Consider the following 14,720-nt stretch of genomic DNA (forward strand, 5'->3'; position numbering starts at 1 on the left):
ATTGAGTTGCAAGCGATGATTTTGGAGTGCGCTTGGAAGCCTTCATGGAAAACTCACAATATAATTGGGGCTAATGTTATGCCTCGTTCACCGCTATAACAAGGCGCCGCTGGTCGTCGAAATCGAAGCCCAGATACCGATACCACTGGACGGCGCCAGGGTCAGCCTCAAAAATCTCAATCTCGCGAAGCTTCAGCATTCGCGCATATCGGCTGATCGCGATCAAGACTAAACCGGCCACTTCTCCCTTTAAAGGGTGAGTCGCGTCAGGCTTGCCCTCCAGGAGGACAACCTTGATGGACAAGGTGCTTGATTTGGGCGTGGCAAAGCAAAGCCCACATAACTCCTGGTCATACCACAGAGAAAGATCAAACGCTTTCCCGTCACGATTCTTCCAGACAGGTATTTCCTCCCATGGATAAAGTTGGGCTTCTGAGCCCCATAGATAGCATTGGTTGAGTGCCTCTTGGGTTATCGGCTCGTACCTTATCCGCTCAGCATCGATACCTTTCTCCGACAGTGCCTTAGGATCATCCACCAGAAACTCTTTAGCGAGCTGCATTGCGGTCGAGCGGAACACCTGATGCTTGAAGTTGCTAATGCGTGGTCGTTTCATGGGGTGAATACGATGATGGACAGGGCAAAAAAGACAATAGAGTCCGTGGGCGAGGCACACAAGCAGGTGGGTTCTGGTGTGGTTGTAGGCAAAGGCGCAAGGATGTGTGGGCTGGTGGAGGCGTGGTGGTCGGGCGTTGATCGTACCCACGCTCTGCGTGGGCATGCATCCCGTGGCGCCTCTGCGTCACCCTTCAGAAGCGGAACGCGGAGCGTCCCTGGCAGCACTCCTGCGTAGAGCGTGAGAACGATCGAAAAACCCATCATTCTGCTTTATGAATTTTACTCTCTAGGAAGGCCTGCCACTGCGCTGGCCCTGCTGATTTCTCTGGAAACTCCTTCTCCTTGGCTTACCTCGCGGCCCACGCGGGCTAGCGATACCGCACAGCCTAAAAAATAAATTTCCTTTTAGATCAATTGTTTAATCAAAAAACGACAAATCTTTGAAAATTTATCTTGCGCGCTAATTATTCATCCGTTAACTTTATCGCAACTGGTTAGCGCGCAAACATTTAGTGCAAACCTAAATCGATCAAACCCATCAGCAAGCGAGGAAACACCATGAACGTTCTCTACACCGCAGTCGCAACCTCCACCGGTGGCCGTGATGGCCGTGCTGTTTCCAGCGACAAGATTCTCGACGTGAAACTGGCCACTCCAAAAGCCCTGGGCGGCGCTGGTGGTGAAGCCACCAACCCTGAGCAGTTGTTCGCCGCCGGCTACTCGGCCTGCTTCATCGGCGCATTGAAGTTTGTCGCCAGCCAGAGCAAACGCAGCATTCCTGCTGACGCCTCGATCACGGCGCACGTCGGCATCGGCAAGATCCCTGGCGGTTTCGGCCTGGACATCGACCTGCACATCAGCCTGCCAGGCCTGGATCAAGCCGATGCTCAAGCGCTGGTCGACGCGGCTCATCAGGTTTGCCCGTACTCCAACGCGACTCGCGGCAACGTCGACGTCCGTTTGCACGTCACCGTCTAACTCACTTCATCTACGAATAAAAAGGATCAGGACATGAACACTCTCGGCAAAACTCTCGTTGGCTCGCTTCTGGCTCTGTCGCTCAGCAACGCGTTTGCGACTACTTTTGTTCAACCTACGTTCGCTGAGGGTGGTTCGGATCGCCTGATCGAAAGCCGTGTCGCTGAAGGCGGCTCGGATCGACTGATCCAAAACCGTGTCGCTGAAGGTGGCTCGGATCGACTGATCCAGAACCGCGTCGCTGAAGGCGGCTCCGATCGACTGATCCAGAACCGCGTCGCTGAAGGCGGCTCGGATCGACTGATCCAGAACCGCATAGCCGAGGGCGGCTCGGATCGACTGATCCAAAACCGTGTCGCCGAAGGTGGCTCGGATCGACTGATCGAAAACCGCGTGGCCGAAGGCGGCTCGGATCGTCTGATGGAAAACAGAGTGAGCTGAACGATCCCTTCACCACTCCGAAAGCCGGTCGAACCCACCCATGTTGCTTCCAAAACAAAAGCGCCGCTTATCTCTCACGAGGAAGCGGCGTTTTTTTTCAATGTGGCATAAGTCCTAAACGATGCTATCCACCACACCGCCATCGACGCGCAGCGCCGCCCCAGTGGTGGCCGAGGCCTGCTCCGAGCTGGCGTAGATGATCATGTTGGCGACTTCCTCGACACGCGCCGCGCGCTGGATGATCGAGGTGCTGCGGTGCTCGTTGACGAAATCTGCCGCGACCTTTTCCAGGCTTTCCCCGCTGCGCTCAACGTCTGCCTGGAGCATCTGGGCAACGCCTTCGGAAAGAGTCGGCCCTGGCAACACCGAGTTCACCGTCACACCCGTGCCGGCGAGGCGCTTGGCCAGGCCGCGAGCGATGGACAGTTGGGCGGTTTTGGTGAAGCCGTAGTGGATCATGTCGGCAGGAATGTTCACGCCCGATTCCGACGAGATAAACACAATCCGCCCCCAACCGCGCTCGACCATGCCCTGGGCGTAGGCCCTGGAAATTCGCACGCCGGACATTACGTTGGTTTCGAAGAAGCGCTGCCATTCGCTGTCTGGCGTTTCGAAGAAGTCTTGCTGTTTGAAAATGCCCAGGTTGTTGATGACGATATCGAAGCTTGGGTGCTTGGTGACGAGTGCCTGGCAGCCGGACTCATGGCTAAGATCGCCGACAAAGCCAGTCGCCCTTGAAGAGAGGGTGCCCAAGCGTTGCAACGCATCCTCCACGCTGCTCTCACTGCGACCGTTGATGACCACGTGGGCGCCGGCTTCCAGGAAGCCTTTGGCGGTCGCAAAGCCGATACCGCTGGTGGAACCGGTGACCAGGACGTGACGTCCGGTGAAGTCGATGTTCATGAGGGGGACTCCTTGATGAATGGACCATAGGAAGTCAATGAAGTTGGAAATGACGTTGCCATCTCAACGTCGCCAATATCGCAGGCCCTTAATCATGGACGTGATTGAGGTTTTACGCCTGTTCGTGGTTTTTTCGCATGATGTCACTCTCTGACAAGTTTGCCCGCCCTTGACCGATTAGGATGATCGTCCTACGATCTGTCCCAACGATTAGGTCAGTTGTCCTAATCCCACGTTAATGCAATCGGGCACATCTGGATGACTGACATGACTACCCGCGAGCGTATTGTCGCGGAGGCGGACAGGCTGTTCTATGAAAGGGGCTTTGAACTGACCTCTTTCTCGGACATTGCCGATGCCGTTGGCATCTCTCGTGGCAACTTTTACTACCACTTCAAGAGCAAGGACGAGATTCTGGATGCCGTCATAGGGAAACGCATGATGAGCACTTCTGGGATGTTGGAGGCATGGGAGACCCAAAGTAATTCACCCGTCGAGCGCATCAGAAGTTTCATCCTTATCGTGGTCACGAACCGAGCGCAGATCATTCGCCATGGCTGCCCGGTTGGCACGTTATGCAGCGAGCTGGCCAAGATCGTTCATCCAGCACAGCCCCAATCCAGCCAGCTCTTCGCGTTGTTTCGCACTTGGTTGTACCAACAGTTCGTCCTGCTCGGGTATGAAACGAACGCGGATTCACTGGCGATGCATGTATTGACGTTCAGTCAGGGTACTGCCTTGCTTGCACAAGCATTTCAAGACGAGCATTTCATCCAGCGCGAGGCCGCTCGCATGTGTACATGGCTTGACGACATCGCTGGTGAAGTAAGGGTTTAGATCAGACAACCACAATGATTCTCGAGGAGGACAACCATGTACGTCGTTTTTCTAAGATTTTCAGCTGGACGCGAGCAAGCCTACCGACTGATGCAGGCGCATAAAGAGTGGCTGCAGCGCGGGTTCGATGAGGGTGTTTTCCTTTTGGCTGGCAGCATCCAACCACAGGCTGGAGGGATGATCCTGGCCAAAGGGGTGACGCTGGCCCAGCTGGAAGAACGCGTCAAAAGCGACCCTTTCGTCGTGGAAGATGTTGTGCAGGCCGACATCGTGGCGGTGACCCCATCCAAGGCCGACCCTCGCTTGGCGTTTATGCTGGCGGATGTCGGTAGCTGATGCGGTGCTTGGGTTGATTGACCTGACGTGGCAAAGGGGCCGTTCCTGTCGATCAGCCGTTCAGGAAGCCGACCACACCGCCAGCTCATAGCCATCCGGATCGATGAAGTGGAAACGTCGGCCACCCGGGAAAGCGAACACTTCACGGCAAATGGTCGCCCCTGCGGCTTCGAGCCTGGATTGAGTGGCTTCAAGGTCATCCGCGTACAGGATGATCAACGGGCCGCCCGGGCGCACCGGTTCGCCGGTCGTGAAGCCACCGGTCAGGCGACCGTCGCTGAATTCGGTGTAGGTCGGGCCGTAGTCGACGAAATTCCAGCCGAATACACCGCCATAGAAGGCTTTGCTTCGGACGATGTCGTTGACATTGAGCTCGATGTTATCGATCTGACGGTCTTTTCCGCGAATGCCCATTGATGCTTCCTTGGCTGGTTGGGGACAAGCAAGCTTAGGGCATCAGCCGACATTCATGTAAATGTGCCGGCCTCTTCGCGAGCAAGCTCGCTCCCACAGGGGTTGGTGGTGTTTTTGCTCATGGGGTGGGGCTGCTGCGCAGCCCAACGGGAGCAAGCTCCCTCGCCACGGGGTTCGGTCGACCCAGCTTTCAGGCCTGCGCGCTGAATCGCTGTGCAGCACGCCGTGCAAGCATCGCGGCTTCGGTCTCTCGCGTCGCCCGTTCGCCTTTGTAGGCCAGTTGGTTGAAAAACAACCCGTCCGAAAACTCCTGGAGAGACACCGAGCCTCTGGGTTTGAGCATCGGCGCCAAGTCGATGGTGTTGGCGAAGTTTTCCTTGGTCAGGTTGTAGCGGCCCAAGTAGCTGCCGGACCAGGGCGAGTCGGCGTCGACCATGTCGATAGAGGCGTCGCGGAACGCAACGGCTGCGGTTTTCAGGTCGCTGGATTCATTGAGCAAATCGGTCAGCCGCTGGGTGTCTGCGCTGCTGAGTTGGCCGGCCGTGTTGAGCACCTTGAGTCGGCCATCGGCCTCGACGGTGAAGCCGTATTTCTTGCCGGCCAGGTCCGGATGGGTTGCCGACAGCGTTGACTGGAAGGTCTCGAAAGAGGTCTTCAGGGTGTTTTTCGTGCTCTCGGCAAGTGCGGCGAATCGAGGGAAGTCTGGCGATTGGGAGCGACCGATCCAGGTTTCGATGACCACTGGCGACTCCACCATGACCTGGGCGTCGTCACTGGGGTGGAAGATCGCTGCAGGGCCGGCGTTTGCCAGCTGCTTTACGGCGTCTGCGGGAGGATGGGTTACCAGCTTCTGGTCGGAGCGGGTGAGGTTGGTGTTGGCGGGAGCGATAGCGGCAGAGCTAACTGAGAATTCCATTTCATCGGTCCATGATTGGCGGATACATCGGGTTATCGACAGCGGGGGACCGAGCTTTAGGAGCGAGGGCTGCTGCGCAGCCCAGCGGGAGCAAGCTCCCTCGCCACAGGAGGGTGGGGCCAGTTGGTTAAGCGGTGGCTGTCAGGGGCGCTATCGCGAGCAGGCTCGCTCCCACAGGGATTTGGGATGGATGCGATGCCTGTGAATGACCTGGAAAAACTGTGGGAGCTGAGCTTGCTCGCGATGGCGGCGGCACATTCAACATCGATGCAGGCAGACCCAACGCTATCGCGAGCAGGCTCGCTCCCACAGGGATTTGGGATGGATGCGATGCCTGTGAATGACTTGGAAAAACTGTGGGAGCTGAGCTTGCTCGCGATGGCGGCGGCACATTCAACATCGATGCAAGCAGCCCCACCGCTATCGCGAGCAAGCTCGGCTCCCACCGGGGTCTTGGGTGTTCACAGATTCTGCGTTCAGCACAAATCCCAAGCGCCCTCGCTCATATGAAGCAACAGGCCCTCAGTACCACCGCGCCTCGCCCGGCGGGCGTTTCTTGAAGCGTTTCATGCTCCACATATACTGGCTTGGGTAGGCCCGTACATAGCGCTCCACCACTTGGCTCATGGCGGCGCACGAGGTTTCGGTGTCGGTGCTGTACATCGCGTCCGGGGCGGCTTCGAGGATGACTTTGTAGCCCGAGCCGTCCGGCAGGCGCAGGGCATGAAGGAACACGCCGACTGCTTTACCGCCAGCCAGCATGTTCGGCACGAACTTGCTGGTCAGGGCCTGGGTGGCGAAGAAGGGCACGAAGATGCCAGCGGATTCTGACGGCTCCGGGTCGGCGGGGATGCCCACCTGGCCGCCTTTGCGCACTTCCTTGATGACGCTGAGAATGCCTTCCTTGGTCGACGCCGCGACTTTATTGCCCAACTGTACGCGTTGTTTCTGCAGCAGTTCATCCACCGCCTTGAGCTTGGGCGGACGGTAGAAAATGATCGGTTTGCACTGGCTGCAATAGAAGTGATTGAGCACTTCCCAATTGCCCAGGTGGCTGGTGATGCCAACCACGCCTTTACCGGAGGCCAGGGCTTCTTTCAGCACTTCCAGGCCTTCGACTTCGCGCACCAGTTCGATGGAGCGCTGGGCCGGCCAGATCCAGGCGCAGGCGCTTTCGGTCAGGGATTTGCCGATGTCCTTGAGGCTCTGGCCCACCAGGCGTTCGCGCTCGGCCGGGTCCATCTCGGGAAAGCACTTGGCGAGGTTGATCCGCACCACGTCGCGGGAACGGTTGGGAAATTTCCACATGAGCCAGCCAATCGCCGAGCCCACTGCCTGCACCGCTCGCCAGGGCAGCAGCGCAAACAACCGCAGAGCGCCGACCAGCAAGGCGCCTTTCAACTTATCCACAAGTCACTCCTGAATGTATGGGCCGTGTTGCGAGCCGGCTATTCTAACCGCCGTTTACCAACTCGGCGTAGCGGTCGCAGTCCTGGGTATGGTCCATGACCATGCCCGAGGCCTGCATCAAGGCGTAGCAGATGGTCGGCCCGACGAAGGTGAACCCGGCTTTCTTCAGCCCCTTGCTCATCGCCAACGCCTCGGGGGTGATGGCCGGCACTTCGGTGCGATCCTTGAAATGGTTGATGATGGGTTTGCCGCCCACGAACGACCAGAGGAACACCACCGGGTCTTCCAGGGCCAGCCAAGCCTGGGCATTGCGGCGGGCGGCCTTGAGCTTGAGACGGTTGCGGATGATGCCGGGGTCGAGCATCAGTTCATCGATTTCCGCATCGCTCATTTGCGCCACCCGCTGCACGTCGAAGCCGTACAACACTTCCCGGTAGCGCTCGCGTTTGCGCAAAACGGTGATCCAGGACAACCCGGCCTGGAACCCTTCGAGCAAAAGCAACTCGAACAAACCCTGCGCATCGCGCAGCGGCGTGCCCCACTCCTGATCGTGATAAGCCATGTACAACGGATCGTCAGAACACCAAAAGCAGCGTGGCATAAGGCTCCAGGGGGCGTGCGCACGAACGAATCGGGTATACTCCCGCTCTTTAAATCGCAGCCCAAGAAACAGGTGAATTTCGTGAGCCAGCCTACGCCAGCCGTGCGTACCTTCCAAGACTTGATCCTCGCCCTCCAGCAATACTGGGCCGAGCAAGGTTGCGTGGTACTTCAGCCCTACGATATGGAAGTAGGCGCCGGCACTTTCCACACTGCCACGTTTCTGCGTGCCATCGGCCCGGAAACCTGGAACGCCGCTTATGTGCAGCCCAGCCGCCGCCCGACTGACGGCCGCTACGGCGAAAACCCGAACCGCCTGCAGCACTACTACCAGTTCCAGGTGGTGCTGAAGCCGAACCCGGAAAACTTCCAGGAACTGTACCTGGGCTCCCTCAAGCACATCGGCCTCGACCCGCTGGTGCACGACATTCGTTTCGTCGAAGACAACTGGGAATCGCCAACCCTGGGCGCCTGGGGCCTGGGCTGGGAAGTCTGGCTCAACGGCATGGAAGTGACTCAGTTCACTTACTTCCAGCAAGCGGGCGGCATCGAGTGCTACCCGGTCACCGGCGAGATCACCTATGGCCTGGAACGCCTGGCCATGTACCTGCAGGGCGTGGATTCGGTCTACGACCTGGTGTGGGCCGACGGCCCGTTCGGCAAAGTGACCTACGGCGACGTGTTCCACCAGAACGAAGTGGAGCAGTCCACCTACAACTTCGAACACGCCAACGTCGAGAAGCTGTTCGAGCTGTTCGATTTCTATGAGAGCGAAGCCAAGCGCCTGATCGAGCTGGACCAGCCGCTGCCTTTGCCGAGCTATGAAATGGTGTTGAAGGCGTCCCATACCTTCAACCTGCTGGACGCACGTCGGGCGATTTCCGTGACCGCGCGCCAGCAATACATCCTGCGTGTACGCACCCTGGCGCGTTCCGTTGCGCAAGCCTACCTGCTGGCGCGTGCCAAGCTGGGCTTCCCGATGGCGACCCCCGACCTGCGTGATGAAGTGTTGGCTAAGCTGGAGGCTGCACAATGAGTGCTCAAGATTTTCTGGTTGAACTGGGCACTGAAGAACTGCCACCCAAAGCCCTGAACACCCTGGCCGATGCGTTCCTCGCCGGTATCGACAAGGGCCTGCAAGCCGCCGGCCTGAGCTATGAAGCCAAACAGGTGTACGCTGCGCCGCGTCGCCTGGCCGTGCTGATCACCGCCTTGGCGACCCAACAGCCGGACCGCAGCATCAACCTCGATGGCCCGCCACGCCAGGCTGCGTTCGATGCCGACGGCAACCCGACCCAGGCCGCCCTGGGCTTCGCCAAGAAGTGCGGCGTGGACCTGAGCGAAATCGACCAGAGCGGCCCAAAGCTGCGCTACAGCCAGAGCATCAAGGGCAAGCCGACCGCCAGCCTGTTGCCGACCATCGTCGAAGACTCCCTCAATGACTTGCCGATCCCCAAGCGCATGCGCTGGGCTGCGCGCAAGGAAGAGTTTGTACGTCCAACCCAATGGCTCGTGATGCTGCTCGGTGACCAGGTTATCGATTGCACGATCCTGGCCCAGAAGGCCGGTCGCGATTCCCGCGGTCACCGCTTCCATCACCCGCAAAGCGTGCGCATCACCTCGCCGGCCAACTACCTGACCGACCTGCGTGCCGCCTACGTGCTGGCCGACGCCAACGAGCGCCGCGAACTGATCAGCAAGCGCACCGAAGAGCTGGCCACCCTGCAGGAAGGCACCGCCATCGTGCCGGCCAACCTGCTGGATGAAGTGACCGCGCTGGTGGAATGGCCGGTGCCGCTGGTGTGTTCGTTTGAGGAGCGTTTCCTTGAAGTGCCGCAGGAAGCACTGATCACCACCATGCAGGACAACCAGAAGTACTTCTGCCTGCTGGACGCCGAAGGCAAGTTGCTGCCGCGCTTCATCACGGTCGCCAACATCGAAAGCAAGGACCCGCAGCAGATCATCGCCGGTAACGAAAAAGTCGTTCGCCCGCGCCTGACCGATGCCGAGTTCTTCTTCAAGCAAGACAAGAAACAACCCCTGGAAAGCTTCAACGAGCGCCTGCGCAACGTGGTGTTCCAGGAGAAACTCGGCAGCGTCTACGACAAGGCCGAGCGCGTGTCGAAACTGGCCGCGTTCATCGCCCCACGCATCGGCGGCGATGCCCAGCGCGCAGCCCGTGCCGGCATCCTGTCCAAGTGCGACCTGTCCACCGAAATGGTCGGTGAGTTCCCGGAGATGCAAGGCGTCGCCGGTTACTACTACGCCCTCAACGATGGCGAGCCGCAGGACGTGGCCCTGGCGCTGAACGAGCAGTACATGCCTCGCGGTGCCGGCGCTGAGTTGCCTACCACCCTGACCGGTGCGGCCGTGGCGATCGCCGACAAGCTCGACACCCTGGTCGGCATCTTCGGCATCGGCATGCTGCCCACCGGCAGCAAAGACCCGTATGCCTTGCGTCGCGCGGCGCTGGGCGTGTTGCGGATCCTGATCGACAAGCAATTGGACCTGGACCTGAACGACGCCGTGGCGTTCGCCGTCAATGCGTTCGGCAGCAAGGTCAAGGCCGCCGGCTTGGCCGATGCAGTGCTGGAATTCATCTTCGACCGTCTGCGTGCGCGTTATGAAGATGAAGGCGTCGACGTTGCGACCTACCTGTCGGTGCGTGCCCTGAAGCCGGGCTCCGCCCTGGACTTCGACCAGCGTGTACAAGCGGTGCAGGCATTCCGCAAATTGCCGGAAGCGGCAGCGTTGGCGGCGGTGAACAAGCGCGTGTCGAACCTGCTGGGCAAGGCCGAAGGCAACATCGCGGCCACCGTCGAAGCCAAGTACTTCGACAATGCCAACGAGTTCTCCCTGTATTCGGCGATCCAGCAGGCGGACCAGGCGGTCCAGCCAATGGCGGCGGCGCGTCAGTACAGCGAAACCCTGGCACGCCTGGCGGCACTGCGCGAGCCGGTGGATGCGTTTTTCGAGGCGGTGATGGTCAATGCCGAAGACCCCAAAGTACGGGCCAACCGTTACGCGCTGCTGGCGCGTCTGCGTGGGCTGTTCCTCGGTGTCGCCGATATTTCGCTGCTGGGGTAACGCTTGAAACTGCTGATTCTCGATCGGGACGGGGTGATCAATCACGACTCCGACGCTTACATCAAATCGGTGGAGGAGTGGCTGCCGCTGCCCGGTTCGATCGAAGCCATCGCGCAGTTGAGCAAGGCCGGCTGGACGGTGGCGGTGGCCACCAACCAGTCGGGCATTGCCCGCGGTTACTATGACCTCACGGTCCTGGACGCCATGCACGAGCGCTTGCGCGCCCTCGTGGCGGAGCAGGGCGGGGAAGTCGGCTTGATCGTCTATTGCCCGCACGGGCCGGACGACGGCTGCGATTGCCGCAAGCCCAAGCCGGGCATGTTGAAAACCATTGCCGCGCATTACGATGTGGCTTTGGCAGGTGTGTGGTTCGTCGGTGACAGTCTCGGTGACCTGGAGGCGGCCAAGGCCGTCGATTGTCAGCCAGTTTTGGTAAAGACCGGGAAAGGCGAGAAGACTCTGGGCAAGACCCTGCCGGTGGGCACCTTGATTTTTGACGACCTGGCGGCGATTGCCGCTGAACTTATCCACAATTAGAGCTCCCAAGACATCCTGATCAAGGACTGTTCGGGAAGCGCTTAAACAGGCGGGCAGTGCCCGCAACGGTAAACGCCGCTATGTCGATATTGCAGGCCATCAGAAGCTTCCTCTTTTACCTGCTGCTGGGCACCAGTTCCTTGTTGTGGTGTTCCTTGAGTTTTTTTATCGCGCCTTTTTTGCCGTTCCGGGCGCGCTACCGTTTCATCAACGTGTACTGGTGCCGCTGCGCACTGTGGCTGAGCAAGGTGTTCCTGGGCATTCGCTATGAAGTGAAGGGCGCCGAGAACGTGCCGGACCGGCCCTGCGTAATTCAGTCCAACCATCAGAGCACCTGGGAGACGTTCTTTCTCTCGGCCTATTTCGAGCCGTTGAGTCAGGTTCTCAAGCGTGAACTGCTGTTCGTACCGTTCTTCGGCTGGGCCATGGCGATGCTGCGCCCGATTGCCATCGATCGCGACAACCCCAAACTGGCGCTCAAGCAAGTGGCTAAGAAGGGTGACGAGCTGCTAAGGGATAATACCTGGGTGCTGATTTTCCCCGAGGGCACCCGTGTGCCTTATGGCACTGTCGGCAAATTTTCCCGCAGCGGTTCGGCATTGGCCGTGAACGCCGACCTACCCGTGCTGCCGATTGCACACAATGCCGGAAAATTCTGGCCAAAGGCTGGCTGGATCAGGACGCCGGGCGTCATCACCGTGGTGATCGGCGCGCCGATGTATGCCGAAGGCACTGGGCCCCGCGCCATCGCCGAGCTCAATGACCGCGTACAAGCATGGAATGAGCAGACACAACGGGACATGGGCTCGCTTCCTCCCGGCCCTGTGGCGGAAGTTCCCACGGAACAAGCCGCTGTTTGAGATCTGTGGATAACCTGTGTACCGTTTTTTCGTAATTCGTTGTTTTTATGCTGTATGTATTTGTTTTTAATACATATTTCTTAAATACATAAAAGCCGTGTTCAGGTGCATAAGTTTTTATAGCACTCAAAGATCGCAGCCTTCGGCAGCTCCTACAGGTTGTAATCCAATCCTGTAGGAGCTGCCGAGGGCTGCGATCTTCATTCTTCCAACAGCGGGAATCGCAGGCTGAACGTCGTGCCTTTACCCACCACGCTGTGGCACTCGATTTTCCCCTCGTGATGGTCCACCACGGCCTTGACCATCGATAATCCCAGGCCAATGCCATCCACCCCTTGAGCCGACGAAAATCGTCGGTACTGGCTGAACAGGTCCGGCAGTTCTTCGGCGCTGATGCCTTTGCCCTGGTCGGCGACATTGCAGATCAACCAGCCCGACGCGCAATGCACCTGCAGGGAAATGCAGGCGTCGGGCGGGCTGTACTTGATGGCATTTTCCAGCAGATTGAACAGCGCACGGGTCAGCAACGATTGATCCGCCCTCACCATCGCCTCTTCATCTTCCAGTTCATGAACCAACCGGATGCGCTTTGCCTGGGCGATGGGCAGCGCCTGGTCGAGCACATCCAGCACCAGCATCGCGAACAGCGTTGGCTGGAACTGATACGCCTCGGATTCCGCCTTGGCCAATTGCACGAAGCCCTCGGTCAGGTCCAGCGCGCGACGTACCTGGCGCTCGATCTGGTCGAATAACGGATGATCGCCGCCCGCCTGGTGCCGCTGCACATCGAGCAGCGCTAGGATTGCCGAGTGAGGCGCGCGCAAATCATGGGAGAGGAAACGCAGCATGACGCTACGCTGTTCTTCCGCCTCACGTTCGGCGCTCAGATCCGTGAGGCTCAGCAACCAGCCAATCGGCGCATCGCCATCAACCGGGAACAGCGCCGCCCGTTCCAGGCGCAAGCTGCGCTCGCGCATATCGCGAAACTCCACCAAGGGCAGTGTGGATAACCGGTGGTGCTCCCCATGCTCCAACCCGGGATAACCCAATTGCCCGAGATGCTCCAGCACATCACCGCCCGCCAGGCCATGGCCGAACAACTCACGCGCCTTGCGATTACCGAGCAGCAACTTGCCTTGAGGATCACTGATCATGGTCGCCACGGGGAGGTATTCCAGGCCGTCGGCGATGAAGCGTCGGGTGTCGCGGGTTCGGCTCATGGCTTGTTCCAGGGCCATGATTTGCCCCTGCAGACGGTCGCTGCCGGTGTACGAAGTACGACGACGTTCCGGGAAGACCTTGGGTTCCGCGTCCAGCCGGGCCAGTTCCCAGCCGAAATAGGCCAGCACCACACTCAGGCGCCGCCAGTTCCAGATCAAGTAGCCGAACATGATGCCGAGCACACTGGCCATGGGCGACCACCACCAACCCTGCGCGCCCAGTACGGCACTGATCAGCAGGGCCAGGCTCATGCCGCCCACGGTTGTCCACAGGGCCAGGCGCGGGCGCAACAGCAACAAACCCAACACGCCCCCCACCAGGCACACCGACAACAACGCAGCGCCTGGATGGTTGCCCGTGGATTGGCTGCTCAATGACAACAAGGCCGTCACCGGCAACAGCAATAGACTTATCCACAACCATTCCCGCACCAACTGGCGGAACAACCGCTGGACCTGGGTGGGCTCACGACTCTCACGACGACGCTGGTTACTCATAGGCCTCCTGGCCGAACTCAAACAGGTCTGTATCAAGCCCACGACTATAACGAACTCGATGGGTGGCGCGCTGCTGCCTTTCCCTCCGTGCCGCGAGCCGGTATTGTCGCAGCCAGCGACAGGTCAATGGACCAGCCCCTGGCTGCCTTTCATTGCCACCTGAAGATGTCCGTTATTTTCGAGATCAAGGAATCGCATTCCATGCGTGTCGCCATACTGGACGATGAACCGGCCGAGCTGCGCCGGGTAGAACAGACACTGCAACAAATCCCTGGCAGGAACGAGCAAGCCTGGACCCTGCACAGCTTTGAACGAGGCGAAGACCTGTTACGGCAATTGCGCCGGGAAACCTTCGACTTGTTGATCCTCGACTGGCAACTGCCCGATATCAGCGGGCTCTCGCTGCTGCGCTGGACCCGCGAACATATGGATGCGCCGCCGGCCGCCATCATGCTGACCAGCCGCGACGGTGAGCACGATATCGTCCAGGCCCTCAACGCCGGTGCCGACGACTACGTGAGCAAACCCTTCAGGCCCAACGAGCTCAAGGCCCGCGTCACCGCTGTGCTGCGCCGTCATAACCTGCAACGCGCGCCCACCAGCGACGTGCTGGTGTTCAACGACCTGGCGTTCGACGACGCCGAACTGACCATCACCCGCGCCGGCATCCCCATCAGCCTGACCGAACGGGAATACCGCCTGGCCCGCTGCCTGTTCGCCAACCTGGGCCGGCCGCTATCCCGGGAATACTTCTACGAACGCTTCTGGACCCACGAGGAAATGACCTCGTCCCGCCCGCTCGACACCCACATCTATCGTCTGCGCAACAAGCTCGGGCTGACGGCGGATCGGGGTTGGCAGTTGCTGACGATTTACGGGTATGGATATCGGTTGGAGAGTGTGGCGGCGGGGAGTGAGGCCTCTGTCGCAAGTTAGTATTTGATTACATCCGTGGCGAGGGGATTTATCCCCGCTGGGCTGCGTAGCAGCCCTAAAGCAATGAACTCAATCTTCCTGTCACACTGAGTTGCCTGGCTTGGGGCTGCTGCGCAGCCCAGCGGGGAT

The 14,720-nt window shown here is 59.3% G+C and carries 16 protein-coding genes; 9 read left to right on the top strand and 7 right to left on the bottom strand.

All coding sequences use genetic code 11. The annotated features are described in order from the left end of the window. Nucleotides 1-76 precede the first annotated feature (76 nt). Nucleotides 77-616 (bottom strand): N-acetyltransferase, encoded by a 540-nt coding sequence (locus J3361_RS07190; protein ID WP_207963570.1) that lies wholly within the window; start codon nucleotides 614-616, stop codon nucleotides 77-79. Between the two features lie 560 nt (nucleotides 617-1,176). Between J3361_RS07190 and J3361_RS07195 the strand changes: the two genes are divergently transcribed. Then, on the top strand, nucleotides 1,177-1,596 hold the full coding sequence (locus J3361_RS07195) for an organic hydroperoxide resistance protein (protein ID WP_207963571.1): 420 nt from the start codon (nucleotides 1,177-1,179) through the stop codon (nucleotides 1,594-1,596). A 33-nt stretch (nucleotides 1,597-1,629) separates the two neighbouring features. After that, on the top strand, nucleotides 1,630-2,037 hold the full coding sequence (locus J3361_RS07200; protein ID WP_207963573.1) for a hypothetical protein: 408 nt from the start codon (nucleotides 1,630-1,632) through the stop codon (nucleotides 2,035-2,037). Nucleotides 2,038-2,151: 114 nt separating this feature from the next. On the opposite strand, the gene J3361_RS07205 is transcribed toward J3361_RS07200, so the two are convergent. Further along, on the bottom strand, nucleotides 2,152-2,940 hold the full coding sequence (locus J3361_RS07205; RefSeq protein WP_186706446.1) for an SDR family oxidoreductase: 789 nt from the start codon (nucleotides 2,938-2,940) through the stop codon (nucleotides 2,152-2,154). Nucleotides 2,941-3,207: 267 nt separating this feature from the next. Between J3361_RS07205 and J3361_RS07210 the strand changes: the two genes are divergently transcribed. Then, the gene (locus tag J3361_RS07210; protein ID WP_207963575.1) at nucleotides 3,208-3,777 is read left to right on the top strand and encodes a TetR/AcrR family transcriptional regulator; all 570 of its coding nucleotides are present in this window, start codon (nucleotides 3,208-3,210) and stop codon (nucleotides 3,775-3,777) included. A gap of 36 nt (nucleotides 3,778-3,813) precedes the next feature. Next, the gene (locus tag J3361_RS07215) at nucleotides 3,814-4,113 is read left to right on the top strand and encodes a YciI family protein (RefSeq protein WP_207963577.1); all 300 of its coding nucleotides are present in this window, start codon (nucleotides 3,814-3,816) and stop codon (nucleotides 4,111-4,113) included. Between the two features lie 60 nt (nucleotides 4,114-4,173). Here J3361_RS07215 and J3361_RS07220 read toward each other — a convergent pair whose 3' ends face one another. The 4 genes from J3361_RS07220 to J3361_RS07235 form a co-directional block, all read right to left on the bottom strand. Beyond that, on the bottom strand, nucleotides 4,174-4,527 hold the full coding sequence (locus tag J3361_RS07220; protein WP_207963579.1) for a VOC family protein: 354 nt from the start codon (nucleotides 4,525-4,527) through the stop codon (nucleotides 4,174-4,176). Nucleotides 4,528-4,717: 190 nt separating this feature from the next. Beyond that, nucleotides 4,718-5,443: a hypothetical protein gene (locus J3361_RS07225; protein ID WP_207963582.1), complete on the bottom strand. Its 726-nt coding sequence runs from the start codon at nucleotides 5,441-5,443 to the stop codon at nucleotides 4,718-4,720. Nucleotides 5,444-5,965: 522 nt separating this feature from the next. Next, nucleotides 5,966-6,853 carry a lysophospholipid acyltransferase gene (locus tag J3361_RS07230; protein ID WP_207963584.1) on the bottom strand — a complete coding sequence of 296 codons (888 nt, stop codon included), beginning with the start codon at nucleotides 6,851-6,853 and terminating at the stop codon, nucleotides 5,966-5,968. A 43-nt stretch (nucleotides 6,854-6,896) separates the two neighbouring features. Beyond that, complete coding sequence (locus J3361_RS07235) at nucleotides 6,897-7,454, bottom strand: DNA-3-methyladenine glycosylase I (protein WP_207963586.1); 558 nt, start codon at nucleotides 7,452-7,454, stop codon at nucleotides 6,897-6,899. Between the two features lie 81 nt (nucleotides 7,455-7,535). On the opposite strand from J3361_RS07235, the gene glyQ reads away from it, so the two are divergent. The 4 genes from glyQ to J3361_RS07255 all read left to right on the top strand — a co-directional run bounded on the left by glyQ (nucleotide 7,536) and on the right by J3361_RS07255 (nucleotide 11,937). Then, nucleotides 7,536-8,489: a glycine--tRNA ligase subunit alpha gene (gene glyQ, locus J3361_RS07240; RefSeq protein ID WP_207963588.1), complete on the top strand. Its 954-nt coding sequence runs from the start codon at nucleotides 7,536-7,538 to the stop codon at nucleotides 8,487-8,489. Beyond that, nucleotides 8,486-10,540, top strand: a complete 2,055-nt coding sequence (gene glyS / locus J3361_RS07245; protein WP_207963590.1) for a glycine--tRNA ligase subunit beta — start codon at nucleotides 8,486-8,488, stop codon at nucleotides 10,538-10,540. Before glyQ ends, glyS begins: the two co-directional genes overlap by 4 nt. Nucleotides 10,541-10,543: 3 nt before the next feature. Beyond that, nucleotides 10,544-11,077: a D-glycero-beta-D-manno-heptose 1,7-bisphosphate 7-phosphatase gene (gene gmhB, locus J3361_RS07250; RefSeq protein ID WP_060739901.1), complete on the top strand. Its 534-nt coding sequence runs from the start codon at nucleotides 10,544-10,546 to the stop codon at nucleotides 11,075-11,077. Between the two features lie 80 nt (nucleotides 11,078-11,157). Next, a complete protein-coding gene (locus J3361_RS07255) occupies nucleotides 11,158-11,937 on the top strand; it encodes a lysophospholipid acyltransferase family protein (RefSeq protein ID WP_207963592.1) in 780 nt (259 codons plus the stop codon). 200 nt (nucleotides 11,938-12,137) lie between these two features. Here the strand turns inward: J3361_RS07255 and J3361_RS07260 are convergent, their stop codons facing one another. Continuing rightward, nucleotides 12,138-13,655 carry a HAMP domain-containing sensor histidine kinase gene (locus tag J3361_RS07260; RefSeq protein ID WP_207963594.1) on the bottom strand — a complete coding sequence of 506 codons (1,518 nt, stop codon included), beginning with the start codon at nucleotides 13,653-13,655 and terminating at the stop codon, nucleotides 12,138-12,140. A gap of 201 nt (nucleotides 13,656-13,856) precedes the next feature. Here J3361_RS07260 and J3361_RS07265 point away from each other — a divergent pair, with 201 nt between their 5' ends. Continuing rightward, complete coding sequence (locus J3361_RS07265; RefSeq protein ID WP_207963596.1) at nucleotides 13,857-14,591, top strand: response regulator transcription factor; 735 nt, start codon at nucleotides 13,857-13,859, stop codon at nucleotides 14,589-14,591. Nucleotides 14,592-14,720 lie beyond the last annotated feature (129 nt).

The sequence above is a fragment of the Pseudomonas sp. OA65 genome (assembly GCF_017498305.1).
Classification (GTDB): domain Bacteria; phylum Pseudomonadota; class Gammaproteobacteria; order Pseudomonadales; family Pseudomonadaceae; genus Aquipseudomonas; species Aquipseudomonas zanjanensis.

Bases quoted from the DNA above. Each gene is read 5' to 3' on its own strand.
- J3361_RS07200 (WP_207963573.1), top strand. From the start codon at position 1,630: ATGAACACTCTCGGCAAAACTCTCGTTGGCTCGCTTCTGGCTCTGTCG.
- J3361_RS07210 (WP_207963575.1), top strand. From the start codon at position 3,208: ATGACTACCCGCGAGCGTATTGTCGCGGAGGCGGACAGGCTGTTCTAT.
- J3361_RS07195 (WP_207963571.1), top strand. From the start codon at position 1,177: ATGAACGTTCTCTACACCGCAGTCGCAACCTCCACCGGTGGCCGTGAT.
- J3361_RS07255 (WP_207963592.1), top strand. From the start codon at position 11,158: ATGTCGATATTGCAGGCCATCAGAAGCTTCCTCTTTTACCTGCTGCTG.
- J3361_RS07265 (WP_207963596.1), top strand. From the start codon at position 13,857: ATGCGTGTCGCCATACTGGACGATGAACCGGCCGAGCTGCGCCGGGTA.
- J3361_RS07190 (WP_207963570.1), bottom strand. From the start codon at position 616: ATGAAACGACCACGCATTAGCAACTTCAAGCATCAGGTGTTCCGCTCG.
- J3361_RS07220 (WP_207963579.1), bottom strand. From the start codon at position 4,527: ATGGGCATTCGCGGAAAAGACCGTCAGATCGATAACATCGAGCTCAAT.
- J3361_RS07235 (WP_207963586.1), bottom strand. From the start codon at position 7,454: ATGCCACGCTGCTTTTGGTGTTCTGACGATCCGTTGTACATGGCTTAT.
- glyS (WP_207963590.1), top strand. From the start codon at position 8,486: ATGAGTGCTCAAGATTTTCTGGTTGAACTGGGCACTGAAGAACTGCCA.
- J3361_RS07225 (WP_207963582.1), bottom strand. From the start codon at position 5,443: ATGGAATTCTCAGTTAGCTCTGCCGCTATCGCTCCCGCCAACACCAAC.
- J3361_RS07215 (WP_207963577.1), top strand. From the start codon at position 3,814: ATGTACGTCGTTTTTCTAAGATTTTCAGCTGGACGCGAGCAAGCCTAC.
- J3361_RS07260 (WP_207963594.1), bottom strand. From the start codon at position 13,655: ATGAGTAACCAGCGTCGTCGTGAGAGTCGTGAGCCCACCCAGGTCCAG.
- J3361_RS07205 (WP_186706446.1), bottom strand. From the start codon at position 2,940: ATGAACATCGACTTCACCGGACGTCACGTCCTGGTCACCGGTTCCACC.